The sequence below is a fragment of the Chromobacterium sp. FG22 genome (assembly GCF_057809415.1).
The window spans coordinates 365208-390194 of record NZ_JBMDJX010000001.1 but is presented as its reverse complement, the minus strand read 5'-3'; the positions used below and the strand labels follow the sequence as shown (position 1 = coordinate 390194).

The window sequence follows — 24987 nt, the reverse complement described above, 5'->3', positions numbered from 1 at the left end:
TCATCCAACGCCCGCGTCCGCGGGCGGTCATCAAGCCAGTCGTCAAATCCCCGGCGCATCCAGGCCGCTGAGTTCCAGGATCCGCCGCACGTTCCGCTCCGGCGCGAAGCGGGAGCGCACATCGACGCGCCCGGCTTGCGCCCAGGCTTTCATCATCTCCGGCCGGCTCAGCGCCTGGTCGATCGCCGCGGCCCAGGCGGCGCTGTCCTCCGGCGGCGCCAACACGCCGGTTTCGCCATTGCGCATGGTCTCGGGAATGCCGCCGGTGTCGCTGGCGATCACCGGCACGCCCAGGCCCAGCGCCTCGATCTGCGACATGCCCAGCGGCTCGTAGCTGGACGGCATCAACACCAGGTCGGCGCGCGCCAGCAAGGCGGCCACCGGACTCACCACACCGGCCAACAACACTCTATCCTGCAAACCCAACTGCCGCGCCAGCCCGGCGATCGCCTGCTGCTCCGGCCCTTCTCCGGCAATCAGATAACGCGCGTCCGGCCACTTGTCTCTCAGCAAGTCCAAGGCCGCCAACACCGTCCTGTGCCCCTTCTCGCCGCGCAACATCGCCGCCTGCACCAGCAGAGGGCCGGAGGAACGGGACAGCCATTGCTCCAGCTCCGCCGGCAAGGGCTGCGCGGCGGCCTGATCCAAGGCGGAGAAATCGATGCCGGGATAGACCACATGCAGCTTTTCAGGGCGGATGGCCGGATTCTCCAGCAAACAACGCTTCAGATAGGCGCTGGGCAACATGGTCGCGTCCATCAGCTGGTTATAGCTCCAGGCCGACGCCTGACCCGGCTGATAAGTGCGCGAGCGCAGCAGAAAGGGCCGGCCGCGCCCCATTAGCCGCGCGGCAATGGCCAGATTATTGCTGTCGTGGCCGCTGTGGCAAATGGCCAGCCGCGGACGATGACGGCGCATCCAAGCGCTCAAGGCCAAGATGGACGGCATGTGGAGGCTGTTGCGAAAGCGCAGCGGTAGCACCTCCAGCCCGCGCTGACAAGCCACCTCCATCACTCGCGTCTGCGGCCGGCAGGCCAGCACCGTACGAAAACCGCGCTCTCCCAGCAGGCGCATCTGCTGCATCAACTGCAGTTCCTGCCCGCCGACATTGGGGGAAGACTCGGTGAACAGCACCCAATCACGCATGCGCGGCGCCTTTCTCCCGCTGTCTCAACTCCGCCAGCAAGGCGGCGGCGGTGAACAGGAAGAGATGCAGCATATGATCCTTGTTCACGCTTTCCAGCAACATGCGTCCGAGAAAGCCGCAGGTTACCAACATCAAGACCAGACCCAAGGTGTCGCGACGCAGACGGAAGGCCCGATAGCCGGTCCAGATCAGCACGCCGCAAAACGCCAGCCACAGCGCGACGCCGATCACGCCCAGGCCCACGCCAAGGTCGATGAAGCCGCTGTGGCTGTGGCCCACCTGATTGGGATGCCCCGTCGCCGTCAGCGCATTGGTGAAGGCGTTGCGGCTATAGCCATAACCCATGGGCTTGGCCGCGATGAGGTCCAGGCCGCTGTGAATCCAGGCCACCCGTTCGTAGGCGGACGGGTCCACCGACTGACCATTGGCCATCTTCGGATAGGGCTCCATCCGCAGCCAGGCCTTGGTGTCGGCATAGTGCCATCCGGCAGCCGCCGACTCTACAAATACTTGATTCCGGCTATCCTGCTTGATCGTATACGCGGCGATGCTGCCCGCCGCGGCCAGGACCACGCCGGCGATGAGCAAAGTCTTGCCCCAGCCTATCTTCAGCCCTTCAAACACGGAATACACCAGCAGCATGGACAACATCAGATAGACAAGACCGATCATGCCGTTGCGCGCGCCCGCCTTGAGGCTGACAAACAGAATCAAAGCCGCAGCCAAGCATAGCGCCCAGCGGGGAAAGCGCGTGAGCGGATGGATCCCGCGTTGTCCAAAGCAAAACGCGGCCACGATGAAGGCCAGCACAAAGTTCATGAAGAAGGTGAATTCCAGCTTGGTGGCTGTGGTGTACACCTCGTTATACGGCCACAAGCCCGTAGTCAGATAAACGTAAGCGCCATGGCTAAACTCGGTTAAGGCCAAGACGCAACCGGCGAGGATGACCAAGTCCGAAATCGTCCAGCGCCGAGGGGGGCGGAACAAAGCCAGGCCGGCCACAAACCACAAGCCTCCCATCAATAACTGGCTGCGGAACTCGCCGGCGGAGGCTTCCGGCCACATCGAGAGCGACACGCTATGCAGCAAGGCGAACAACAGGAACGCGCCTAGGGTCGCGACAGGCCCGCGCTGCTCGCGCCAGTGGCGTTTGAGTTCGGGATAGTCTTTCGCCACCAGAACCAGCATCAACAACAGGATCACATAACGCAGCGCAATCGTATGAGACACGCTGGCCAAGGTCAGAAACAACAAGGACAGGCCGATGGCCAAACGGCTATGCCAGCGCGGCTCTATGCTCAGATGATCATTCATGCAGAAGTTTTTCCAAAGTTTCGGCCACCTGCCCGGCAGGCAGCGCCGCCATACACTGCGCCTGGCGGCATTCGCCGGCCTGATCGCCAAATTTTCTGAAACAACGCAAAGCCCAATCGACATCGCGATAATGCACGCTGCGCTGATTGCGGCAGGGAAACCACGCTGGGCCGACGCCGACGCAGGTGAAGCCGGCGAAAAACCGGCTCGCGCCGAACAAGGTCTCGCTGCCCGGCCCGAACAACATCAGCAAGGGCGCGCCCGCCACTTTGGCCAGATGCGCGATGCCGGTGTCCGGGCACACGCAGGCGCGGGCGCGGCTCAAGACGGCGCGCAATTGCGCCAGGCTCAGCGTGCCGGCCATGACGATATCGTCCGGCCCCAGCTCGACGGCCGATAGCAGATGCTGCTCCCCCGGCCCGCACGACCACAACACCACGCAACGGCAAGCCCGAGCCGTGGCCGCGACCCGGTTCCAACTGGCCGCGGGCCAGAAGCGGGTCGCCGAACTCGCGCCCACGTGCAGTACGACGAAACGCGGCGGCAAGGGCGGCAGCCCTTCAGCCGCTACCGGCCAATCCCGCAAACGAAACGGCTGGGGCTCAGGTCCGTCGATCAAGCGCGCGGCGGTATCGGTCCAGGCTTCCGGCTGCCCGGCGTACGCCACCGCCTCGTCCAGCAGCCAGTTTTTATAGCGCGGCGTTTCGCCGGCAAAGCCCACGATCCAGCGGGCGCCTATCGCGCGGGCGAGAAAGCTGAGCCGGTTTTCGCCCATCAGGTAGGCGATATCGAAACGCGCCTCGGCGAACAAGCGCCGAATCGAGGCGAAGTCGCGCGGCTGCCAGGGCAGCGGCCGAATGCCGTACGGCCGCGACGCATACAGCGGCGCTTGTCCCGGCGGACAGGCCAGCACGATCTCCGCCTTGGGAAAACGCTCGCGCGCCTTGGCCAACAGACTGGTCGCCATCAAGGCGTCGCCCAGCAGAAACTGATGCAGGATCAATACCCGGCGCGTGCGCTCGGGATCCGGCTTGCGGCGCAGCCATTGCCAGGGCAGCCTCAGCAACAGCGCCGTGAAAATCAGCAAACGCCCGGGGAAACGTCCCGGCCTCATTCTCCGGCCCCGCCTTCGCCGTCGCCAAGCGACAGCTCCCGGTACAAGGCCAGCATCTGCGCCACCATAGCGCCCTCGCTCAACCCCGCCACCCGCGCGCGCGCAAGCTCGCCGCTGCGCGGCCAGTCCGCGCGCGCGGCCAGCCAGGCCGCCACATTGTCTTGCCAAGCGGCGGCGTCTCCCGCCGCGGCCAACCAGCCGGTGACGCCCGGCTCCAGCAGCTCCGCGCCGCCGCAACGCGTGCTGGTCAGCACCGGCAAACCGCAGGCCATCGCCTCGATCACCACCGACCCAAACGGCTCGTACAGCGTCGGCAGGATGAAGCCGTCCGCCAGCCCGTAATGGCTGCGCACATCGCGCTGCGGACCGGTGAAGTGTACGCGCTCGGACAGGCCCAGCCGGGCCGCCAGCCGCTGATAGCGCGCCAGCTTCTTGTCTCCGCCCACCACCACCAGATGAACGGCGGCGTGCGGCGCGACGGCGCGCAGCGCCTGCTCCACGCCTTTGCGCTCGAAACCGGACCCCACGTAGACCAGCGTCGGCGCCTCCGGCGGAATGCCGTAACGCTCGCGCAGCGCCGCCCTCTGCTCGCGCGCCGCCGCCGGATTGAAAAACCCGCTGTCCACGCCGTTGTGGATCACCGCGCAGCGCTTCGGATCCACGCCGAAACGGCCGACCACATCGTCGCGCACCAAGGCCGAATTGCAAATCACCGCGCGCAAGGCCGGATGCCGGAACATCGCACGCTCGGTGCGCAGCATGAAATGGTGGTAAGGATTGCAAAAGGTGCTCAGCCGCCGCCACCAGGGCCGGCCTTCCAGCCGCGCGTCCAGCCAGGCCGCGTGCACGCCGTCGCCGGCGCGGAACACATGGCAGCCGGGAATGCGCTCGTGCGATTGCACCAGATCGGCGCCGGCCTGCGTCCACGCGGCGCGCGCGGCGCGGGCGAAGCTCCAGTCGCGCCAGACGCTGCCCAGATAAAACGGCTTGACCCGCAGCGTTTCCACGCCCGGCAGGCTCTCCCAATTGCGGCTGATCAATAGCGGACGGAACTCCCCTCCGGTCTGCAATTGCTTGACGATGGCGCTGACGATGCGTTCCGCGCCGCCCGCCGGATTGTACTTCTGCCGGATAATCGCCAGCCGCTTCATGCGCTTTCCTTCAAGACCGCATCTACCGCCGCCAGCACCGTGTCCACATCGATGCGCTGCAGGCATTCGCTTTGCCAGCCTCCGCCGCAACCGGCGTTGCCGCAGGGGCGACAGGGCATGGGCTCGGACACCACGCGGTGCGGCACCTGCCACGGCCCCCATTCGATATCGCCAGATGGCCCGAACAAGGCCACGCACGGCGTTTTCATCGCCGAGGCGATATGCATGGGCACCGAATCCACGCCGATGTACAAACGCGCCTGGTCTATCGCCGCCGCCAACTCCTTCAAGCTCAGCGCGCCGGCCAGGCTGGCCACCGGCCGTTCCAGCCGCGCTTCGATGTCGGCGATCATCGCCATTTCTTCCGCGCCCGGCGCGGCCGACAAGACCAGTTGTTCGCCGCGCGCGCTCAAGGCGTCGATCAAGGCGCTCATTTTCTCCGCCGGCCAGCTCTTGAACGACCAGCGCGAGGTCGGATGCACCAGGATGTAAGCGCCGGGCCGCAGACCGCGCTCGGCCAGCTTGGCCGCCAGCGTGGCCTCGGCGTTGTGCCCCGGCACCAAAACCAGCTCGCGCTGGCTTGCGTCCGGATACACGCCGATGCGCCGCAAGGCGTCCAGATGAATTTCAATCGTGTGGCGGCGATTGCCCGGCACCTGCAAATAACGGTGGGTGAAGCTCTTTTTGAAGAAGCGGCCGTAAGGGCCCTGCGGGCCCACAGACCAGCGCGGCGCAAGCAGGCGCGCCAGCCAGGCGCCGCGATTATGCTCGGTCAGCGTGATCACCAGATCGTAGCCGCGGGCGCGCAACTGGCTCAGCAGGGCCAGTTCGGCCCGGGCCTGGCCCAGCGGCCCCCGTTTTTTCCAGCCGCGATCTATGGTGTGCAGCTGCGCGATAGCCGGATGCAGACTCAGCATTTCCCGGGTGTCGTGGTAAACCAGCGCGTCGATCTCCAGATGCGGCGCCTGCTGTTGCAGCGCGGAAAACAGCGGAGAAGTCAGCAGCACGTCGCCGTGGTGGCGCAGCTTGATGACCAGCACCCGCCGCACGGCGTTCAGGTCGATGGGATCGTTCAGCATAAGAAAGGAAAAAGCCGGATCAGACACCCGGCTCGGCATTCAATTGTTGCAAAAGATCGGCGATTTTATCAGGGTCTTCGCTTCTAAGCATGCGCGCCGTAATCGGCGCGATCTGATCCAGGTGGGTATTGAGCACCTGTTGCTTGACCGCCAGCAGGTTGGCCGGATGCATGGAGAACTTGCGCAGGCCCATGCCCAGCAGCAAACGCGTCAGCCGGGCGTCGCCGGCCATCTCGCCGCACACCGACACCGGCACCCCGCCCTTGATGCCGGCCTTGATGGTGTGCAGGATCAGTTTCAGCACCGCCGGATGGATGGGGTCGTACAAGTGACTGACCGAGTCGTCGTTGCGGTCGATCGCCAGCGTGTACTGGATCAAATCGTTGGTGCCCACCGAGAGAAAATCGATGTGCTTGAGAAAGCTGCCCACCACCAGCGCCGCCGACGGGATTTCAATCATCGCGCCCACTTCGATGTCCTCGGCGTAGGCGATGTTTTCCTCGCGCAGCTCCTGCTTCGCGTATTCGAACTGCGCCAGCGCCTGCTTCAGCTCCGGCAAGGAATTGACCATGGGGAACAGAACCTTGATCTTGCCGTGCACCGAGGCGCGCAGCAGCGCCCGCAGCTGCGCGCGGAACATCAGCGGCTCGGCCAGGCATAGACGGATGCCGGTCAGGCCCAGCGCCGGATTGTCCGCCACCGCGTGGTTCAGCCATTTCGGATTCTTGTCCGCGCCCAGATCCATGGTGCGGATGGTCACCGGCAAACCCTTCAGGGTTTCCGCCACGTGCCGGTAGGCCTCGTACTGCTCGTCCTCGTCCGGCAAGGTGTCGCGCCCCAGAAACAGGAATTCGCTGCGGAACAGGCCCACGCCCACCGCACCGGACTTGCGCACGTCTTCCACGTCCTGCGGCAGCTCGATATTGGCCAGCAGTTCGATCGCGGTGCCGTCCTGGGTCTTGGCGTTGGATTTGCGGATGGACGACAGCTTGCGCCTTGCGTCGCGCCAGGCGCGCAGCCGGCGTCGATACTCCGCCAGCACCAAATCGTCCGGATTGATGATCACCACGCCTTGCAAACCGTCGACGACGATCAGTTCGTCTTCGCGGATCAGTTCGCGCGAATGATGCAGGGCGATCACCGACGGCAGGTCCAGGCTGCGCCCCAGAATCGCGGTATGCGAAGTGGCGCCGCCCACGTCGGTGATGAAGGCGGCGAAGTTGGAATCCTTGAAATAAACCATGTCAGCCGGCGACAGATCGTGCGCCACCAGAATGTGGTCGTCGACCAGATCCTCCGGCGCCGGCAGCTGCGGCACGTCGCCGTCCAGGTTCTTGAAGATGCGCTCCACCACTTGCAGCACATCGTTCTTGCGTTCGCGCAGATAGTCTTCCTCGATCGCGTCGAATTGCTCGACCAAGGACTCGCATTGCAGCTTCAATGCCCACTCGGCGTTGCAGCGCTGTTTCTCTATGATTTCGCGCGGCTCGCGCGAGATGGTGACGTCGCCCAACAGCATGATGTGCAAAGACAGGAAGGCGCCCAGCTCCGCCGGCGCGTTCTCAGGAATGCTGCCCCACAGCATTTCCAGCTCTTTGCGGGTGTCGCGAATCGCTTCGTCGAAACGCGCCAATTCCGCCGGGACTTCCTCGTCGTCCAGCAGATAATGCGCGACATCGTCCATGCTGCGCGAAATCAAATGGGCGCGGCCAATGGCAATGCCGCCGCCTATGGCCACCCCGTGCAGGATGATGCTCATCGTCCCATCCTCAGACTCCGGCTTATTCGGCCTCGTCGAACCGGTTGTTGATCAGGGCCACCAGGGCGTCCAGCGCCACTTGCTCATCCTCCCCGCTCACTTCCAGTTCCACGGTCGCGCCCTTGGCCGCCGCCAGCATCATCACGCCCATGATGCTCTTGCCGTTGACCCGGCGATTGTTGCGCGCGATGAAGATATCGCTTTTATAGCGGCTGGCCAATTGGGTGAACTTGCTGGAAGCGCGTGCATGCAGGCCGAGCTTGTTGATGATTTCGACTTCAATTCGCAGCATTGCCTTCCCCCGGAATAATATAAAGCACGCCCTCCAGGCCGCCGGTGATCGCCTTGCTGACGACGATCTCCAACGGCTGGCTGCTATAGCACAAGGCTCGGACCACCATGGGCAGGCTCGCCCCGGCCACCGCCTCCACCCGCCCCGGCCGGATCAGCCGGCTGGCGATATTGGACGGCGTGCCGCCATACATATCGGTCAGGATCACCACCCCGTCGCCCGCGTCCAGCCTGTCCACCAACAACTGGGCTTCGGCTTGCTTGCTTTCCGGGTCATCGGTCTTGTCGACCGCCATCACCGCCAGATTTTCCGGCTCTCGGCCCAGGATATGCCTGGCGCAATCCGCCAGACTGCGCCCCAGGTCGCCATGCGCGATTATCAATACACCTACCATGCCTGATTCTTCATGTTGGCAGCGTCGTCGGCGCAGAGCCGGGACGCTGAAGCAAAAAGGTTGATCAACACGTCAGTCCGCCATTGTATCAGCAGTATTCCGCCAGAGGCGGCCGGCGTCAGCTTTAAACCGCGGCCCTCCGCCTTGTATAGCGCGCTTTTCTCGGCCAGCGCAACGGCAAAAAAACGTCAGCACACCCGGCTCCGGTACCAGCCCAGCTTATCCGCCAAGCCCACCACCTCGCCGACGATGATCAGGGCGGGCGACGCGATATGATGTTTGGACATCAGTTCCGGCAGGTCTTCCAGCGTGCCCGCCACCGTGCGCTGACGCTCGGTGGTGGCCCACTCCACCGCGGCGGCCGGCGTCGTCGCCGGCTTGCCGTGTTCGATGAAGGCCCGGCACAACTCCTGGGCGGTGGAAACCCCCATGTAGACTACTACGGTCTGGGCCGGCCGAGTCAACGCCGGCCAGTCAAGGTGAATGCTGCCATCCTGCTTGTGGCCGGTGACGAAGGTCACCGACTGCGCGTAGTCGCGATGAGTCAGCGGGATGCCGGCGTACGCCGCCGCCCCGCTGGCGGAGGTGATGCCGGGCACCACTTCGAAGGCGACGCCGTGCGCCGCCAGCGTCTCGATCTCCTCGCCGCCGCGGCCGAAGGTGAACGGATCGCCGCCCTTGAGCCGCAGCACCCGCTTGCCTTGTTGCGCCAGTTCTACCATCAAAAGATTGATGTCGCCTTGCGGCAACGCATGGTTGGCCCTGGCCTTGCCCACGTAAATGCGCTCGGCGTCGCGCCGCACCAGTTCCAGCAGTTCCGGCGCCACCAGATTGTCGTGCAAGACCACGTCGGCCTGCTGCATCAAGCGCAACGCGCGGAAGGTCAGCAAATCCGGATTGCCCGGCCCCGCGCCCACCAGATAGACCGCGCCCTGCGCCGTCTGCGCGTCGGCGTTCTCCAAGCGGCGCTCCATCGCCTGCTCGGCGGCGGCTTCGTCGCCGTTGATCACCGCCTCGGCCAGCGGCCCCTCCAGCACCGACTCCCAAAACACCCGCCGCCGCTCGACATCGGGAATGCCGGCCTTGACCCGGTCGCGAAACCCGGCGGCAAAGCGCGCCAGACGGCCGAAGCCGCTGGGAATCAGGCTTTCCAGCCGGCCGCGAATCAAGCGCGCCAACACTGGCACGCCGCCGCCGGAGGAGACGGCGATCAGCAGGGGGGAACGATCCACGATGGCCGGGGTGATGTAGCTGGACAATTCCGGGTCGTCCACCACGTTGACCGGGATATTCAAGGCCTGGCAGGACATCGACACTTGGCGGTTGACCTCGCGGTCGTTGGTGGCGGCCACCACCAGGCGCCGGCCCCGTACTTGGGCCGGCTCGAAACAGGCGCTCAAATGCGTCAACTGCCCCTGCCGCGCCATCTCGGCCAGCTCCGGCGTCAACTCCGGCGCCGCCACCGTCAGCTCCGCGCCGGCGGACAGCAAAAGCCTCGCCTTGCGCAGCGCCACCTCGCCGCCGCCCACCAGCAAACAGGAAGCGCCTTGCAATTTAAGGAAGATCGGGAAGTAATCCATATGGCCAGCTCCGCAACAATGTTTGCAGCATACTGCATTTGTTGCATAAAAACGACGCTGGCGAATGCTATCAATATTACGAAAAGCGCCCTGTTTTGCGCCTGGTGCCATCATGGCAGCTTTGCGCGCCATCGCGCCTCCGGAGATCTGTTTGAACCCAGCCTTACGCCGCCGGGCCAGCCCGCGTCGCCGCCTGTTCGCCACCGCGGGCTCGCTATGCCTGTTCGGGGCCGACTACGCGCACGCCGCGGCCTCGGACTGGCTCGCCGGCTGGCCCTTGCTCGTCCCCATCCTGGCGTTGCTGGGCCTGCCTCTCTGGCGGAGCCGGCGACAGCTGAGCGCGCTCCGCCGCCAGGTCAGCGACAGCCGGCAAGCGCTGGCGCTGTGCGACGCCGCCGGCCGCCTGCTCGCCGTCTCCGGCCATGCGCCCGCGCCCGCGCGCCAAGACGGCGGCCTGAGCGGCTACGGCTTCAGCCCGCACGATCTCGCTTTGCTGCTGGATCCGGCTCATCCCGGCCATCGCGACGGCCTGCTGGCGGCCCACGCCGATTTGCTCGCTTTTCCGCTACCCTGCCCGCTCTCCGGCCATCTCTTGCTGCGCCTGCAGCCGCCGCCCGCCATTCACGGCCCCGGCGGCGATTGGGGCGGCTGGCGGCTGGCGCTGCAGGACGCGCGGCTGGGCTTGCTGGAATTCGACCTGGCCGGCCAAGCGGTGCGCGGCGCGCCGCAAACCCTGCACGCCCTGCTGGGCCTGCCGGCCGACGCCGAACGCCTGGCGTTCTCGCGCTGGCTGGAACTGCTGCACCCGGAGGACCGTTCGCTGTTCACCGCCCTGCTCAGCCATCCGGAGCAAAGGCAGGAAAGCGCCAGCGGCATGGAGTTCCGCGTACGTCATGCCCACGGCCACTGGGAATGGCTGGAGCAGCGCACCCAGTTCCACAAGGACGAGACGGGCCGCATCAGCCATATCCACGCGCTGTGCCAGATCGTCACCGCGCGCAAGCTGGCCGAGTCCGCGATGCTGCGGCGCGAACAGGAATTCCGCACCTTGGTGGAGAACTCGGAAGACGTCATCGCCCGCTACGACCTGGAGCTGCGCTGCCAATTCATCAACCGCAGCGTCAGCCGCTATTCGACGCTGACGCGCGAGGAACACCTCGGCCGCAGCGTCCACGACAAAGCCTGGCCAGAAGCCGCGCGCGCGCGCTTCGCCGAGGAGTGCGAACAACTGATCGCCGGCGGCGAGGCGCGCCGCTTCGAGCTGGAGCTGAGCCTTGGCCCTCGGCGCTGCATTTTCGAAGTGAGGCTGTTTCCCGAATTCGGGCTGGGCGGCGAACTCCGCAGCATTTTGGCGGTGGAGCGGGAAATCACTCACAGCCGCCAGAGCGAACGTTTGCTGGCGGAGGAAAACGCGGTGATGGAGATGATCGCCGGCAATGCGCCGCTGCAAGACACCTTGAATCAGATCTGTCGGATGATGGAGTCGCAGCTGAATCGCGGCGTCTGCTCCATCATGCTGCTGGACCCCGCGGGGGAAACGCTGAGGCTGGCCGCCGGCCAAAGCCTGCCGGCCGGTTATCGCAAGCTGCTGGAACAGGTGCCGGTGGGCCCGGAGGCCGGCTCCTGCGGCACCGCCGTCCACCGTAAAAGCCTGGTCATCGTCGAAGACATCGCCAGCAGCCCGCTGTGGGCCGGCTACCGCGAGCGGGTGGCGCCCTTCGGCCTCAGCGCCTGCTGGTCCACCCCCATCTTCTCCAGCGACCGCCGCCTGCTCGGCGCCTTCGCCATCTACCATCCTGAGCCGCGCCAGCCCGAGCCGGAAGAACTGCAGCTGGCGCAGCGCAGCACCCACCTGATCGCCATCGCGCTGCAACGCGACGCCCACGAGAAAAAGCTCTATCAGCTCGCCACCCTGGACGAGCTGACCGGCCTGTGCAACCGCCGCCAGTTCATTGCGCTGTCCAGCCGCGAGATCGAGCGCAACCGGCGTTACCAATTGTCCTTGACCGTGTTGATGATGGACCTGGACCACTTCAAGAACATCAACGACCGTTACGGCCACGCCAAGGGCGACGAGGTGATCGTCCACTTTGCCCAAAGCTGCCGCAATGTGTTGCGCAGCACCGACATCTGCGGCCGCCTGGGCGGCGAGGAGTTCGCCGCGGTGCTGCCTGACACGCGGATGGAAGACGCGCTGCTGGCGGCGGAACGCCTGCGCCGCGTCGTGGCGGAGGCCCGCCTGCCGGGCGGCGAGGCCGGCCCTCTGCAATACACGGTCAGCATCGGCGTCGCCGTGCTGCGCGCCGACGAGACCGACATCGACGAAGTATTGGGCCGCGCGGACAAACAGCTGTACCAGGCCAAACACAACGGCCGCAACTGCATCAGCGGCGAGGAATTGCTGCTATTGCGCTAAAATGCCGGCTTGAATCTCTCTCCCAAGATGTCCACCGTGAGCGCCTGGCAAACCGATTACCTCTCCCATCCGCTGTATCTGCCCGTCCGCGACGCCGCCGCGCTGATCGCCCCCGCTTCCTGGCCGGAGCAGGCGGATTACGACCAGTTGCTGCGGCGCTATCGCCGGCAGCGCCCGGACGCGCTGCCGGCCGAGCTGCGCTTCGCCTGCGATCTGGAGCCGGAAGCCTATTACGAGATGCATATCGGCCATACCGGCGAGATTCCCACGCGCACCGGCAATTGGCACGACTGGTTCAACGCGCTGGCCTGGCTGGCCTGGCCGCTGAGCAAGCTGGCGCTGAACCGTCGCCACCTGCGCGCCATCGCCCGCGGCGAAACCAAGCGCGGACCGCTGCGCGACGCCGCCACGCTATTAGACGAATGCGGCGTCGTCGTCGCCGTCTCCGATCCCGACTTCAGCCGGATGCTGGACGATATGGAGTGGCAGCGCCTGTTTCTGAAACACCGCCAGGACTGGGGCCGGCGCATCGGCGTCCACGCCATCGGCCACGCGCTGTTCGAAGTCGGCCTGCGGCCGCATATCGGCTGGTGCGGCAAGGCCTTGCCACTGCAGGTGCCGGCGGAATTCTTTGCTTGGGAAGAGGCGCGCCGTCTGGCGCACTTGGACGAGGCGCTGGCGCGCCGGCTGGACGACGACGCCTTCATGCCGGCGCCGCGCGCGCTGTGGCCGCTGCCGCTGCTGGGCATTCCCGGCTGGTGGCCGGACAACGAAAACCCGGCCTTTTACGATAATCGCGATTATTTCCGGCCGACGCGGCGGGCGAAGTCCTCCAGCGTCACCGACTGAAGCTCGGCCGTCATCGGCCCCAGCAGGCTTTCCACCCCGGCGCCGACATCGTCGTCGCGGTAGTTGTCGCTGCGATAGACGAATAGTTCGAACAGCTCCACCATGCAGATGGCCGACAACTTCTTGCCCAGCACCCAGCCGTCGCGCTGGCTTTTCTGCACAAAGCCGCGGGAGCTCAACATGTCCAGCACCCAGCCCAGCTCGTCGTAACCCACCTTCACCTGGCTGCGCAACTTCACCGGGCTCAACAATTCGCCGCGGTTCTGCGCCTCGTCCAGCAACAGCAGCACTTCCACCGCGTCGAGAAAGCGCCGCCTGGGCTCGAAGCGCCGCCGCCAGGCGTCGCCTTCCCAATAGGACAGCGAGGCGGTGAACACCGCGCCGCTGAGCACCACCATCCACAAGCAATACACCCACAGCAGAAAAATGGGGATGCTGGCGAAAGCGCCGTAGACCAGCTGATAATTGGCCACCTGGCCAATGTAGAAGCCGAACAAGGCGCGGGTGGCCTCCAGCAGGATCGCGGTCAGCAAGGCGCCGACGCTGGCGTGCTTGATCGGCACGAAGCGATTGGGCACGATGCGGTACAACAGCGACAGCACCAAAGCGGTCAGCAGGATGGAGCCGCCGGCCTCGACCACATTGGCCAGCACCGGCAGCGCGTGGTCGAACTTGCTGATCTTGAACAGGCTGCGCCAGGCCAGCAAGCTGCCGCCCAACACCAGCGGCCCCAGGGTCAGCACCGTCCAGTACACCATGCTCTGCTGCAATAGCGGCCGCCCGCGGCGCACGCCCCAGATGGCGTTGAAAGTCCGGTCTATGGTGGACATCAGCATCAGCGCGGTCACGCCCAGCATCACGATGCCGGCGGCGGTCAGCTTTTCCGCATTATCGGCGAACTGACGCATGTAGACGGTGATCACCTTGCCGGCGAACTCCGGCACCAGCGTAGACAGCAGCATGATCTTGAAACGGGTGCTCAGATCGGAGAACACCGGAAACGCGGAAATCACCGTCAAAGCGATGGTGAACAAGGGCACCAGCGCCAGCAGCGTGGTGAAGGTCAGGCTGCCGGACACTTGCGCGACGCGATGGCTGCCCATGCGCCGGGCCAGAAAGCGGGCGAAGCCCAGATACGGTTCGATTCGACTCATTTGCATCCCGGCAAAATAATGGCAAAGCGCGGATCAGGCAAGCCGCGAAGACTTGCTTTATCATGCACCGGCTCGCGCAACGGCGCGCGCCTTATCGTTTTTTTGACCTCAGACGGAAGATCCCAAACCCATGCAAGACCTCCTGGTGCTCTATTACAGCCAGCACGGCGCCACCCGCGAACTGGCCCGCCTGATCGCCCGCGGCATAGAGAGCGTGCCCGGCTGCCAGGCCCGGCTGCGCACTGTGCCCAAGGTGTCCGCGGTCTGCGAGGCCACCGAGGCCGCCGTCCCCGAGTCCGGCGCGCCCTATGTCGAAGCCGCGGACCTCGCCGAGTGCATCGGTCTGGCGCTGGGCAGCCCCACCCGCTTCGGCAATATGGCGGCGGCGGTGAAATATTTCCTGGACGGCACCAGCCCGGAATGGATGCAGGGCGCGCTGGCCGGCAAGCCCGCCTGCGTGTTCACCAGCAGCGCCTCGCTGCACGGCGGCCAGGAATCCACGCTGCTGACCATGATGGTGCCCTTGCTGCACCACGGCATGGTGATGGTGGGTCTGCCCTATACCGAAACCGCGCTGACCCAGACCCGCAGCGGCGGCACCCCCTACGGCGTCAGCCATGTCGCCGGCGTGCGCAATGAGCAGCCGATCAGCGACGATGAAAAACAACTGGCGCTGGCCCAGGGCCGCCGGCTGGCGGAGACGGCGCTGAAGCTGGCCGCTCCGATTTAAATCTCCGGCGCATCGAAGAAAGCGCTGGGCGACGCGCCCAGCTCGCGCTTGAACATTGTCGCGAAGGCGCTGGGGCTGGCGTAGCCCAGGTCCAGCGCCACCTCCAGCACGCTGGCGCCGCGCGCCAGACGTTCCAAGGCCGCGATCAGCCGCGCCTGCCGCCGCCACTGTCCGAAGCTGAGCCCGGTCTCGCGCTGAAAACGGCGCTGCAGAGTGCGCGGGTCCATCGCCGCCTGCGCCGCCCACTCGGCGACGCCGCGTGCGTCGCCGGGCTGACCGAGCAGTTGCCGGCACAGCTGGTCCAGCGCCGGCGACGCCGGCTGCGGCAAGGACAAAGCCAGGCTGGGCAGGCTGCGGATCTCATCCAGAATCAAGCCCATCACCCGCTCCGCGCGGCTATCCGGCGGATAAGGCACGGCAATGCCGGTCGCCGCCTGGATCAGTTCGCGCAACAAGGGCGACACCGCCAGCACGCAGCACGTCTCAGGCAAGCCGTTCAAGGCGTCGCCGCGCACGTACACCGTGCGCATCCGCACCCGGCTCAGCATGTTCACCTGATGCCAGGTGGCGATGGGCAGCCAGATGCCGCGCGTCGGCGGCACGATCCAGCGCCCCTGATCGGTGGTGACCATCATCACGCCCTCCACCGCGTACAACAGCTGGGCGGTGGGATGGGCGTGCCGCGGCGATACGCCGCCGGCCGCGTAATCGCGCGCCTTGCCCACCACCGGCGCCGCGCCGCCGTCGTAGTCATGCAAATGATCAAAATCCGTCATAACGCCTCTTTTGCAAAGATGCCTGCCCTATTTTCGCAGGACGGGCGTTGCTTTGCTCGCTAGTATGACTTCACCCACTAGCTGAATGATTCTCAAGCCCATGACTACCGCCGCCGCCTCCGCGCCAGATCAAGACAGCACCCGTTTCCGCGTGCTGGGCGCCATCAGTTTTTCCCATTTTCTCAACGACATGCTGCAATCGCTGCTGCTGGCGATCTACCCGCTGCTCAAGGGCAATTACCAGCTCAGCTTCGCCGAGATCGGCCTGATGACCTTGACCTATCAGTGCACCGCCTCGCTGCTGCAGCCGCTGGTCGGGCTCTATACCGACAAGAAGCCGATGCCGTATTCGCTGGTGCTGGGCATGGGCGCCACCCTGTGCGGCCTGCTGCTGCTGTCCAGCGCCGGCAGCTTCCCGCTATTGCTGCTGGCCGCGGCGCTGGTGGGCACCGGCTCCTCGGTGTTCCATCCGGAATCGTCGCGGGTGGCGCGCATGGCCTCCGGCGGCCGTCCCGGTCTGGCGCAATCCATCTTTCAGGTGGGCGGCAACGCCGGCAGCGCCAGCGGGCCGCTGCTGGCGGCCTTGATCGTCATTCCCCTGGGCCAGGGCAGCATCGCCTGGTTCGGTCTCGCCGCCTTGCTGGCGATGGCGGTCTTGTTCAAGATCGGCCAGTGGTACAGCCATCAGCAGCGCAAGGCCAAAGCCGCCGCCGCCGTTACGCCGCCGCCGCTGTCGCCGGCGCGCGTGAAGCTGACGCTGTTCGCCTTACTGGTGCTGCTGTTCTCCAAATACTTCTACACCGCCAGCATCACCAGCTACTTCACCTTCTATCTGATTCAGCATTTCGGCCTGGGCGTGCAAGCCGCGCAGCTGCATTTATTCCTGTTCCTGCTCGCGGTCGCGCTGGGCACCATCTTCGGCGGGCCGATAGGCGACGCCATCGGCCGCAAGCGGGTGATCTGGTTCTCCATCCTCGGCATCGCGCCGCTGACCCTGATGCTGCCCTACGTCAATCTGTTCTGGACCAGCGTGCTGTCGCTGGGCATAGGCTTTGTGCTGGCCTCCGCCTTTCCCGCCATCATCATTTACGCACAGGAACTGTTGCCGGGCCGGGTGGGCATGGTGTCCGGCATGTTCTACGGCTTCGCCTTCGGCATCGGCGGCATAGGGGCCGCGGTGCTGGGCCAGCTGGCCGACAGCCACGGCATCGAATTCGTCTATCGCTTGTGCGCCTTCCTGCCGCTGCTGGGCCTGGTGGCCGCCCTATTGCCGGATCTGCGCGGCGACAAGGTTTGACACTGGCGCCGCCCTGCCCGGATACTTCCGCCATTCAATTTTTCCAACGCGCCTGCGGCGCCGTCCGAGCGCTCGGCGGCTTACCGGGCGCGTTGCCCATTCGGACAGAAAATCATGTGTGGAATCGCCGGCTTCTTCTCTCAACACCCCGCCGCCGCGGCCACCGCCCAGGCCATGTTGACGGAGCTGGGCCGGCGCGGACCCGACGCCGCCAATCAATTATTGCTGAACGCGGCCTGGCAGCCTGCGGCGGACGGCGACATCCACAACGCGCTGCTGCACGCGCGGCTGTCCATCATCGACCCGCGGCCCATCGCCAATCAGCCCATGGCCAGCGACGACGGCCAGGTCTGGATCTGCTACAACGGCGAAGTCTACGACTGGGCCGCCGACAAGGCCGAACTGGAAGCCGGCGGCGCGCGCTTCGCCACCCACTCCGATACCGAATTCATCCTGCGCGGCTACCAGGCCTGGGGCATTGAGGCCCTGCTGCAACGGCTGCGCGGCATGTTCGCCTTCGCCATCCTGGATCTGAAGCAGCGCAAGGTGCACCTGGCGCGCGACCGCATGGGCGAGAAGCCGCTGGTCTATTCGCTGCTGGACGGCGATTTCGCCTTCGGCTCGCTGGTGCGCTCGGTGCTGCCCTTCTTGCCGCCGCAGCGGCGAGGCTTCTCCGCCGACGCCATCGACGCCTATCTGGCTCACCGCTACATTCCGTCGCCCGCCACCCTGTTCAGCCATATCCAGCGTCTGGAGAACGGCCACCGGCTGGAGTTCGATCTGGATACCCGTTCCTTGCGCAAGCTGCGCTACTGGCAGCCGGCCAAGGGCGGTGGCGACTGGCTTCAGGAACTGGACCGCGCGGTGGCGATGCGCACCGTCGCCGACCGCCCGCTGGGCGTGCTCTTGTCCGGCGGCATAGACTCCACCGTGATCGCCAGCCGGCTGGCCACGCAGCAACTGACGCAATTCAGCAGCTTCACCGCCGCCTTCCCCGGATCCAAGCTGGACGAGGCCGCCGACGCCGCCGACTCCGCGCGCAGAATGGGCCTCGCCAACCTGGCGGTGCAGATGCCGGACAATCTGGCGGCGGATTTCGAACGCATTGTCGCCGACCTCGACCAACCCTTCGCCGATCCGTCCAGCTTCCCCACCTGGTATCTGTCGCGCGAAGTCAGCCGCCACGTCAAAGTGGTGCTGGTGGGCGACGGCGGCGATGAACTGCTGGCCGGCTACAAGCGGATCAACAAGCATTTGCGCACCCGCTGGCGCAGCCTGATCAAGCTGCCGCTGACGATCAAACCGTCGCTGGACGGCAGGGGCGCAGGCAAGCTGGCCACCGAGCTGGCGATGAGCTGGCAGGACGCCTATTCGCTGCGCTTCTCCGGTTTCACCCCCGGCCAACGCCTGTTCCTGCAAAGCAATCGGCCGCTGTCGCGGCTCTGCCACTGGCGCGCGCCGGACGACATCGGCCCGCCGCCGGCCAATGCGCCGGCCGGCCTGCACCATTTGCTGGCGATAGACTTCGCCAACTATCTGCCGGACTACATCCTGCAAAAGTCCGACCTGTGCACTATGGCCCATGGCCTGGAAGGCCGCGCCCCGCTGGTGGATCACCGCTTCTACCAGGCTTTGCTGGCGGTGGACGGCAAGCAGCGCTTCACCCAGCCGGCCAAGCTGATCTTCCGCCGCGCCATCCACCCGGCGCTGCCGGCGGACTTCTTCCAGCGCAAGAAGCGCGGCTTCAATCCGCCGCTGTCCGGCTGGCTGAAAACCAGCCTGGCCCCGCGCATGGACGGCCTGGGCGAGCGCCTGGCCCGCTTGAGCGGCGGCCAACTGGACGCCGCCGCGGTGGACGCCTTCGCCGCCGCCTACCGCGACGGCGCGGAGCACCTGGCCGAGCAGGTGCTGCAATTGCTGATCCTGGACGAAAGCCTGGCGCAGCTCAGCCGGCTGGCGGCGCAGGACTGAGAGTCGCCCGGAATCCAAGCCGGCGGAGGAAGCCGAATGCTCATGGAGTTGACGACGCTTTCAAAGCCGCCTCGTCAACGCGCGCCAACACTACGGACGGGCGCTGAGCGACGCCGCGACGCATGCCATACCTATGGCCAGCGCCGCTCGGCGTCGCATCTGCTACATTCGACAACACATTTTCGTTTGAAAACGATAATGATTAGCATTAGTATTTTTAGGCAAGCCAAGCAAACAAAAATAAAGCGCTTACCCGCCAGGCTGGCGCCTTCAAGCGCCAAGCGGCCCGCTCGGGCCAAGCAGTGCCCTACTCAATTGAAACCAAAAGGAAACACTATGCGTCGCTTTGTTCAACTGGCTATCGCCACCGCAGCACTGACCGCTTCCGCCGCCGCCATGGCCAAGGAATACCCGATCGGCAAGCCGGCCCTGAAAAACGGCATGGAGATCGGCGCGGTCTACCTGCAGCCTACCAAGATGGAACCGGAAGGCATGATGCGCAAGGCCGAGGAATCCGACATCCACCTGGAGGCCGACATCCACGCCACCAAGAACAATCCGAACGGCTTCGAAGAAGGCGCATGGATGCCCTATCTGGTGGTCAAGTACGAGTTGAGCAAAGTCGGCGGCAAGGAAGTGCTCAAGGGCGATCTGATGCCGATGGTGGCCAACGACGGCCCGCACTACGGCGACAACATCAAGCTGCAAGGCCCGGGCAAATACAAGCTGAAATACACCATCCTGCCGCCGTCGGCCAATCAACACGCCCACTTCGGCCGTCACATCGACAAGGAAACCGGCGTGGGCCCGTGGTTCAAGCCTTTCGAGCTGAACTATGAGTTCACTTATGCCGGCATCGGCAAAAAAGGCGGCTATTAATCCCGTTGTTCTTGTAAAAACAGGATTAATGCGAATGAGAATGTAAACGCCAGTCATTCTCATGCGTTAAAATAAGACAGCGCATGCCCTCGCCTGCGCTGTTTTCAATCCGGAGACCCTTTCCGATGAAGTTCGCGCGCATGCTCCTGGCCGCCCTCGCGGCCTGCCTAGTGTCAATGTCCGTCCTCGCCGACGAGATGCCTGTGTTCAAGCTGGTGATGAAGGACGGCGTGTTCACGCCCGCCCGCCTGGTGGTGCCGGCCGGCAAGAAGTTCAAGGTTGAAGTGATCAACGCCGGCAAAACGCCGGCCGAATTCGAAAGCACGCCGCTGCGCAAGGAAAAGGTGCTGGGCCCCGGCGCGGAATCCTTCCTGGTGTTCCAGCCGCTGTCCCCCGGCGAGTACAAGTTTTTTGACGAATTTCACATGAAGACCGGCCAAGGCGTCATCGTCGCCAAGTAAACGCGGCCCGTCCGCCGTTTAAGGCCGTATTCAGGAGTGCACCTCATGGGACAAGTCCTATTCATTGTTTGGCGTGAAAGCGTCGAAGCCTTGCTGGTCGTCGGCATCCTGAATGCCTGGATGAACCAGAACCCGGCCGGCGCCGCCGGCAAACGTTATCTGTGGGCCGGCGTGGCGCTGGGCCTGTTCGCCGCCGTCGGCCTGGCCGTGGCCCTGTTCGCCGCCAGCAGCCTGATGGCCGGCGCGCAAGACGTGTTCCAGACGGTGATGGTGTTCACCGCCGCCGCGCTGATCGTGCATATGGTGCTGTGGATGCGCGAGCATGGCCGCACGCTGAAGAAAGAACTGGAGGCCGGCCTCCGCGAGAACGCCAGCAGCGCCAACTGGTGGGGCGTCACCTTGCTGGCCGCCATCGCCATCGCCCGAGAAGGCAGCGAAACCGTGGTCTTCCTCTACGGCATGCTGGCCGAGGCCGACGGCTCCACGCTGGCCAGCATGAGCTTCGCCGCCTTGATCGGTCTGGGCCTGGCCTTCCTGACCTTCTATCTCTTGCAGCTGGGCGGCAAATACCTGTCCTGGCGCTTGTTCTTCCGCATCACCGAAATCATGCTGCTGCTGCTCGGCGCCTCGCTCTTCCTCAGCGGCGTGGAAAAGCTGATCTCGATGGACATTCTGCCGGCGCTAATCGATCCGCTGTGGGACAGCTCCGCGCTGCTTGACGATATGAGCCCCGCCGGCGGCGTCATCGCCTCGCTCACCGGCTATCGCGCCCACCCCGCCCTGATGAGCCTGATCGCCTACGCGCTGTTCTGGGCGACGATCTGGGCGCTGTTCCAATGGCGCAACCGCAAACACGCGCTGGCAGTATGAAATCCGCCCGCCCGCCCCTTCCCCATTCCGCCGACGCTTGCGCCGGCGCTTCCTGTAGTCAGCCGACGGCCCCCGGTTTCATGGCCGCCGTCGGCTTGTGGCTGCGCGATCACGCCGGCCTGCTGCGCGCGCTGCAATGGGGGGTGGTGCTGGTCTACGCCGCGCTGCTGATCGTGCCGGCCTGCCTGGACCTGCCCGGAGACACCGCCCGGATCTGGAACAATCTGACCATCTTCGCCCAATTCGTGTTCTGGGGCATCTGGTGGCCCTTCGTGCTCTTGTCCATGGTGCTCTTCGGCCGGCTGTGGTGCGGCGTGTTGTGCCCGGAAGGCGCGCTGTCCGAATGGGCGGCCAAGAAAGGCCTGGGCCGGCCCATCCCGCGCTGGATGCGCTGGGGCGGCTGGCCCTTCGTCGCCTTCGCGCTGACCACCATCTACGGCCAATTGGTCAGCGTTTACCAATACCCCAAGGCCGCACTGCTGGTGCTGGGCGGCTCAACCGTGGCCGCGGTGATCGTCGGCTTCATCTACACCCGCGGCAAGCGCGCCTGGTGCCGCCACCTGTGCCCGGTCAACGGCGTGTTCGGCCTGCTGTCCAAACTGGCGCCGATGTATTACCGGGTGGACGAGGCAGCCTGGAAAGCCTCGCAGCAAGGCAAAACCATCCCGATACAGGCGGTGGATTGTGCACCGCTGCAACCGCTGCGCCATATGCAAGGCGGCAGCGGCTGCCATATGTGCGGCCGCTGCAGCGGCCATCGCGACGCCATCGAACTGAGCCTGCGCTCGCCCACTGAAGAAGTGGTCAAAGTCGCCGCCAAGGAAGCCGACGGCTGGCAAACCGCGCTGATCGTCTACGGCCTTCTGGGCGTGGCGATGGGCGCCTTCCACTGGACCATGAGCCCCTGGTTCGTGGCCATGAAGCAGGCGGCGGCGGAATGGCTGGTGGACCGCGACATCCTGTGGCCGCTGGACACCGAGGCGCCGTGGTGGCTGCTGACCCACTACCCGCAGCATAACGACGTGTTCTCCTGGCTGGATGGCGCGGCGCTGATCAGCTATGTGCTGATCACCGCGCTGGCGCTGGGCAGCGGCCTGCTGCTGTGCCTGGCGGCCGGCGTGCGCATCGCCGGCCCCTGGCGGCTGCAACGCCTGCACCACCTGGCACAGAGCCTGATCCCGCTGGCCGGCTGCGGCGTGTTCCTGGGTCTGTCCGCACTGACGGTGACGCTGTTGAAAGCCGAAGGGGTGCCGATGTTCTGGGCCAACGACGCGCGGCTGGCCTTGCTGGCCGGCGCCAATCTGTGGTCGCTGTGGCTGGGACGCGCCATCCTCGCGCGTTGGAGTGCCGGCTGGCGTCAGGCGCTGGCCTTGCTTCCCTTGCTGGCGGCGCTGGCCCTGGTGGACGCCGCCTGGGGCTTCATGTTCTGGTGGTGGTAGCCGTCCCGCTGGCGACGGGGTGGGCGCTGTGCGATAACAAAGCATGCTCCCACCCTGATCCTGGAGTCGCGCCATGTGGCGTCCGCTGCTGCTTGCCCTCTATTGCCTGGCCGCGACCGCGCGCGCCGAAACGCCGGCGATAGACTTCGCCACCGGCGAGTGGCCGCCCTATGTGTCGCGCAGCTTCACCGCCGACGGCGTGTTCGCCGACATGGTGCGGCAAATCTGCCGACGCGCCGGCTATACCGCGCGTTTTCACTATATGAGCTGGCCCCGCGCGGAAGCCGAGGTCAAAGCGGGCCGCGCCGCGGCGGCCTTTCCCTACCGGCCGACGCCGGAACGCGCGCTCCGTTTCGATTTCTCCCCGCCGCTGATCCACAGCAGCAGCTACTTCTTCTACTACAAGCCCCGGCTCGCCAATCCCCCCTACGACTTTCACAGCCTGGCCGACTTGCGCGCCTACCGCATCGGCGTGCAGCTGGGCTATTGGTACCAGCCCTTGTTCAAGCAATACCGCCTGAACACGCTGAACACCAACGACGAGGAAAACGCGATCAGGCTGCTGCGCGCCGGCCACCTGGACCTGGCGCCGCTGACGCTGGAACGCGGCCTGTTCCTGATCCGCACCCAGGCCGCCGGTCAGGAGCGCGACTTCGCCTACATTCCCACGCCGCTGGACAAGGCCACCTCGCTGTCGCTGATGTACTCGCGCACTTATCCGAACATCGTCAAACTACGGCGCGCAATCGATCAGACCCTGCAAGCGATGCAGGCCGACGGCAGCCTGCAAGCCATATACCAGCGAAATTTTCCCGAACTCAAGCCGCGGCGCTGACCAGAACCGGCTGCAGCACCCGCTGCGCGTCCTTGGGCGACATCCCGATCAGAAAACCGCGCTTGCCGCCGTTGATGTAGATGCGCTCCAGTTCGACGATGCTGGCCTCCATATACACCGGCATCGGATGGCGGGCGCCGAAAGGACTGGTGCCGCCCACCTGGTAGCCGCTATGCTTGTCCGCGGTCTTGGGATCGCAGGGATGGACCTTCTTGACGCCGATCTGCTTGGCCAGCATGCCGGTGCCCACTTCGCGGTCCCCGTGCATCAGCACGATCAAGGGCCGCTTGTTCTCGTCCTCCATGATCAAGGTCTTGATCACACAGTGCTCGTCCACGCCCAACTCCCGCGCCGACACCGTGGTGCCGCCCTTTTCCTCGTACTTGTACAGATGCTCGCTATAAGCGACCTGATGCTCGCGCAATACCCGGATCGCCTGAGTGACCGGGGCTTTCTCCTTGGACATGATCTTCACAGTCAAAAAACAAAACGTCACTGTAGAAGTTTGCGCGCCGCCAGGCAAACCCGGACACTGGCCGTACCCATTCCACACAAGGAACGATACCGTGATATTGGAAGCCGCCTTGCTGCACATCAAACCTGGCCTCGGCCCGGAATTCGAAGTCGCTTTTACCCAAGCCTCTAAGCTTATCGCAGCCGCGCCAGGCTATCTGGGCCATGAGTTGCAGCGATGCCTGGAACAAGAGGACAAATACCTACTACTAGTTCGCTGGACTAGCGTGGAAGCCCATCAGCAGGGCTTCCGCCAATCCGCCGGCTATCTTGAATGGAAACAACGACTGCACCACTTCTATCAGCCTTTTCCTGTAGTCGAGCACTTCAGCCAGGCCTATCCGCCACCGCGCGCCTAAAGCGCCACCACAGCCGCAGCCCCAGCAGCACAGCCAACACCGCCGCGTAGATCAAGGGCTGGCTCAGGTCCTTCTTCACCAACCACCAGTAATGGATGACCGCCAGCAAGGCCGTCGGATAGACCAGCCGATGCAGCCGGCCCCAGTTGCGCTTGAGCCGGCGCATCCAACCCTGGGTGGAGGTCAGCGCCAACGGCGTCATCAGCAAGAGCGCGGCGAAACCGACGGTGATGAAGGGCCGCTTGTAGATGTCCCTGACGACGCCGGCCCAATCGAAAGACTGGTCCAGCCACAAATAGGTCAGGAAATGCAGGCTCAGGTAGAAAAAGGCGAACAAGCCCAGCATGCGCCGGCACTTGAGCGGCCAGCCGCCAGCCCCCAAACGCCGCAAGGGCGTCATCGCCAGCGTCGCCAGCAGCCACACCAAGGTCCAAGTGCCGGTGGAACGAGTGATGAACTCCACCGGGTTCACCGCCTCGCCGGACAGCACAATCCAGGCGGCACGCGCCAGCGGCAACAGACAGACCGCGAACAGCAGGCATTTGAACCAGGCCAAGGCGCGGTCTGCCGGACGAGCGGTAACGGATTTAAGGTGCAAAGTCGTCATC

At 65.1% G+C, this 24987-nt stretch carries 24 protein-coding genes; 11 read left to right on the top strand and 13 right to left on the bottom strand.

What is annotated here, in order from left to right:
• Positions 1-42 precede the first annotated feature (42 nt).
• The 9 genes from ACODSD_RS01850 to cysG form a co-directional block, all read right to left on the bottom strand.
• Entirely contained in the window at positions 43-1146 is a 1104-nt protein-coding gene (locus ACODSD_RS01850; RefSeq protein ID WP_253314215.1) for a glycosyltransferase family 4 protein, read from the bottom strand.
• On the bottom strand, positions 1139-2461 hold the full coding sequence (locus ACODSD_RS01845) for an O-antigen ligase family protein (RefSeq protein WP_488876661.1): 1323 nt from the start codon (positions 2459-2461) through the stop codon (positions 1139-1141). Before ACODSD_RS01845 ends, ACODSD_RS01850 begins: the two co-directional genes overlap by 8 nt.
• Positions 2454-3575, bottom strand: a complete 1122-nt coding sequence (locus ACODSD_RS01840) for a glycosyltransferase family 9 protein (protein WP_488876660.1) — start codon at positions 3573-3575, stop codon at positions 2454-2456. The genes ACODSD_RS01845 and ACODSD_RS01840 overlap by 8 nt, the downstream gene beginning before the upstream one ends.
• Positions 3572-4726 carry a glycosyltransferase family 4 protein gene (locus ACODSD_RS01835; RefSeq protein WP_488876659.1) on the bottom strand — a complete coding sequence of 385 codons (1155 nt, stop codon included), beginning with the start codon at positions 4724-4726 and terminating at the stop codon, positions 3572-3574. The genes ACODSD_RS01840 and ACODSD_RS01835 overlap by 4 nt, the downstream gene beginning before the upstream one ends.
• Positions 4723-5805 carry a putative lipopolysaccharide heptosyltransferase III gene (rfaQ, locus tag ACODSD_RS01830; RefSeq protein ID WP_107801982.1) on the bottom strand — a complete coding sequence of 361 codons (1083 nt, stop codon included), beginning with the start codon at positions 5803-5805 and terminating at the stop codon, positions 4723-4725. Before rfaQ ends, ACODSD_RS01835 begins: the two co-directional genes overlap by 4 nt.
• 19 nt (positions 5806-5824) lie before the next feature.
• Entirely contained in the window at positions 5825-7564 is a 1740-nt protein-coding gene (gene ptsP, locus ACODSD_RS01825) for a phosphoenolpyruvate--protein phosphotransferase (RefSeq protein ID WP_107800734.1), read from the bottom strand.
• A gap of 22 nt (positions 7565-7586) precedes the next feature.
• Positions 7587-7856: an HPr family phosphocarrier protein gene (locus ACODSD_RS01820; RefSeq protein WP_019100446.1), complete on the bottom strand. Its 270-nt coding sequence runs from the start codon at positions 7854-7856 to the stop codon at positions 7587-7589.
• On the bottom strand, positions 7843-8238 hold the full coding sequence (locus ACODSD_RS01815; protein ID WP_253314210.1) for a PTS sugar transporter subunit IIA: 396 nt from the start codon (positions 8236-8238) through the stop codon (positions 7843-7845). Before ACODSD_RS01815 ends, ACODSD_RS01820 begins: the two co-directional genes overlap by 14 nt.
• Positions 8239-8438: 200 nt before the next feature.
• Positions 8439-9830 (bottom strand): siroheme synthase CysG, encoded by a 1392-nt coding sequence (gene cysG / locus ACODSD_RS01810; protein WP_474454712.1) that lies wholly within the window; start codon positions 9828-9830, stop codon positions 8439-8441.
• 151 nt (positions 9831-9981) lie between these two features.
• Here cysG and ACODSD_RS01805 point away from each other — a divergent pair, with 151 nt between their 5' ends.
• Both ACODSD_RS01805 and ACODSD_RS01800 read left to right on the top strand, forming a co-directional pair.
• Positions 9982-12246 carry a sensor domain-containing diguanylate cyclase gene (locus ACODSD_RS01805; protein WP_488876658.1) on the top strand — a complete coding sequence of 755 codons (2265 nt, stop codon included), beginning with the start codon at positions 9982-9984 and terminating at the stop codon, positions 12244-12246.
• Positions 12247-12273: 27 nt separating this feature from the next.
• Positions 12274-13095, top strand: a complete 822-nt coding sequence (locus tag ACODSD_RS01800) for a DUF3025 domain-containing protein (protein WP_488876657.1) — start codon at positions 12274-12276, stop codon at positions 13093-13095.
• Here the strand turns inward: ACODSD_RS01800 and ACODSD_RS01795 are convergent.
• Positions 13047-14249, bottom strand: a complete 1203-nt coding sequence (locus tag ACODSD_RS01795) for a YihY family inner membrane protein (protein WP_082158910.1) — start codon at positions 14247-14249, stop codon at positions 13047-13049. The genes ACODSD_RS01800 and ACODSD_RS01795 overlap by 49 nt on opposite strands.
• Positions 14250-14379: 130 nt before the next feature.
• Here ACODSD_RS01795 and wrbA point away from each other — a divergent pair, with 130 nt between their 5' ends.
• Positions 14380-14979: an NAD(P)H:quinone oxidoreductase gene (wrbA, locus tag ACODSD_RS01790; protein ID WP_488876656.1), complete on the top strand. Its 600-nt coding sequence runs from the start codon at positions 14380-14382 to the stop codon at positions 14977-14979.
• On the opposite strand, the gene ACODSD_RS01785 is transcribed toward wrbA, so the two are convergent.
• Positions 14976-15755, bottom strand: coding sequence for an AraC family transcriptional regulator (locus ACODSD_RS01785; protein ID WP_107800739.1), 780 nt, complete (start codon positions 15753-15755; stop codon positions 14976-14978). The two genes, wrbA and ACODSD_RS01785, sit on opposite strands and share 4 nt — an antisense overlap.
• A 100-nt stretch (positions 15756-15855) precedes the next feature.
• On the opposite strand from ACODSD_RS01785, the gene ACODSD_RS01780 reads away from it, so the two are divergent.
• From ACODSD_RS01780 to ACODSD_RS01750, 7 genes are all read left to right on the top strand, one after another.
• Positions 15856-17052: an MFS transporter gene (locus ACODSD_RS01780; protein ID WP_304502828.1), complete on the top strand. Its 1197-nt coding sequence runs from the start codon at positions 15856-15858 to the stop codon at positions 17050-17052.
• 114 nt (positions 17053-17166) lie between these two features.
• On the top strand, positions 17167-19023 hold the full coding sequence (gene asnB / locus ACODSD_RS01775; protein WP_488876655.1) for an asparagine synthase (glutamine-hydrolyzing): 1857 nt from the start codon (positions 17167-17169) through the stop codon (positions 19021-19023).
• A 336-nt stretch (positions 19024-19359) separates the two neighbouring features.
• The gene (locus ACODSD_RS01770) at positions 19360-19902 is read left to right on the top strand and encodes an iron transporter (RefSeq protein ID WP_019100457.1); all 543 of its coding nucleotides are present in this window, start codon (positions 19360-19362) and stop codon (positions 19900-19902) included.
• A gap of 83 nt (positions 19903-19985) precedes the next feature.
• Entirely contained in the window at positions 19986-20363 is a 378-nt protein-coding gene (locus ACODSD_RS01765; protein ID WP_488876654.1) for a cupredoxin domain-containing protein, read from the top strand.
• A 45-nt stretch (positions 20364-20408) separates the two neighbouring features.
• Positions 20409-21233, top strand: a complete 825-nt coding sequence (locus ACODSD_RS01760; RefSeq protein WP_486635964.1) for an FTR1 family iron permease — start codon at positions 20409-20411, stop codon at positions 21231-21233.
• A complete protein-coding gene (locus ACODSD_RS01755; RefSeq protein ID WP_486635965.1) occupies positions 21230-22672 on the top strand; it encodes a 4Fe-4S binding protein in 1443 nt (480 codons plus the stop codon). The genes ACODSD_RS01760 and ACODSD_RS01755 overlap by 4 nt, the downstream gene beginning before the upstream one ends.
• A 73-nt stretch (positions 22673-22745) precedes the next feature.
• Positions 22746-23507, top strand: coding sequence for a substrate-binding periplasmic protein (locus ACODSD_RS01750; protein ID WP_488876653.1), 762 nt, complete (start codon positions 22746-22748; stop codon positions 23505-23507).
• Here the strand turns inward: ACODSD_RS01750 and ybaK are convergent.
• Positions 23491-23973, bottom strand: a complete 483-nt coding sequence (gene ybaK, locus ACODSD_RS01745; RefSeq protein WP_107801986.1) for a Cys-tRNA(Pro) deacylase — start codon at positions 23971-23973, stop codon at positions 23491-23493. The genes ACODSD_RS01750 and ybaK overlap by 17 nt on opposite strands.
• 100 nt (positions 23974-24073) lie before the next feature.
• Between ybaK and ACODSD_RS01740 the strand changes: the two genes are divergently transcribed.
• Positions 24074-24379, top strand: a complete 306-nt coding sequence (locus tag ACODSD_RS01740; RefSeq protein WP_488876652.1) for an antibiotic biosynthesis monooxygenase family protein — start codon at positions 24074-24076, stop codon at positions 24377-24379.
• Here ACODSD_RS01740 and msrQ read toward each other — a convergent pair.
• Entirely contained in the window at positions 24348-24986 is a 639-nt protein-coding gene (msrQ, locus tag ACODSD_RS01735; protein WP_488876651.1) for a protein-methionine-sulfoxide reductase heme-binding subunit MsrQ, read from the bottom strand. The two genes, ACODSD_RS01740 and msrQ, sit on opposite strands and share 32 nt — an antisense overlap.
• Position 24987 lies beyond the last annotated feature (1 nt).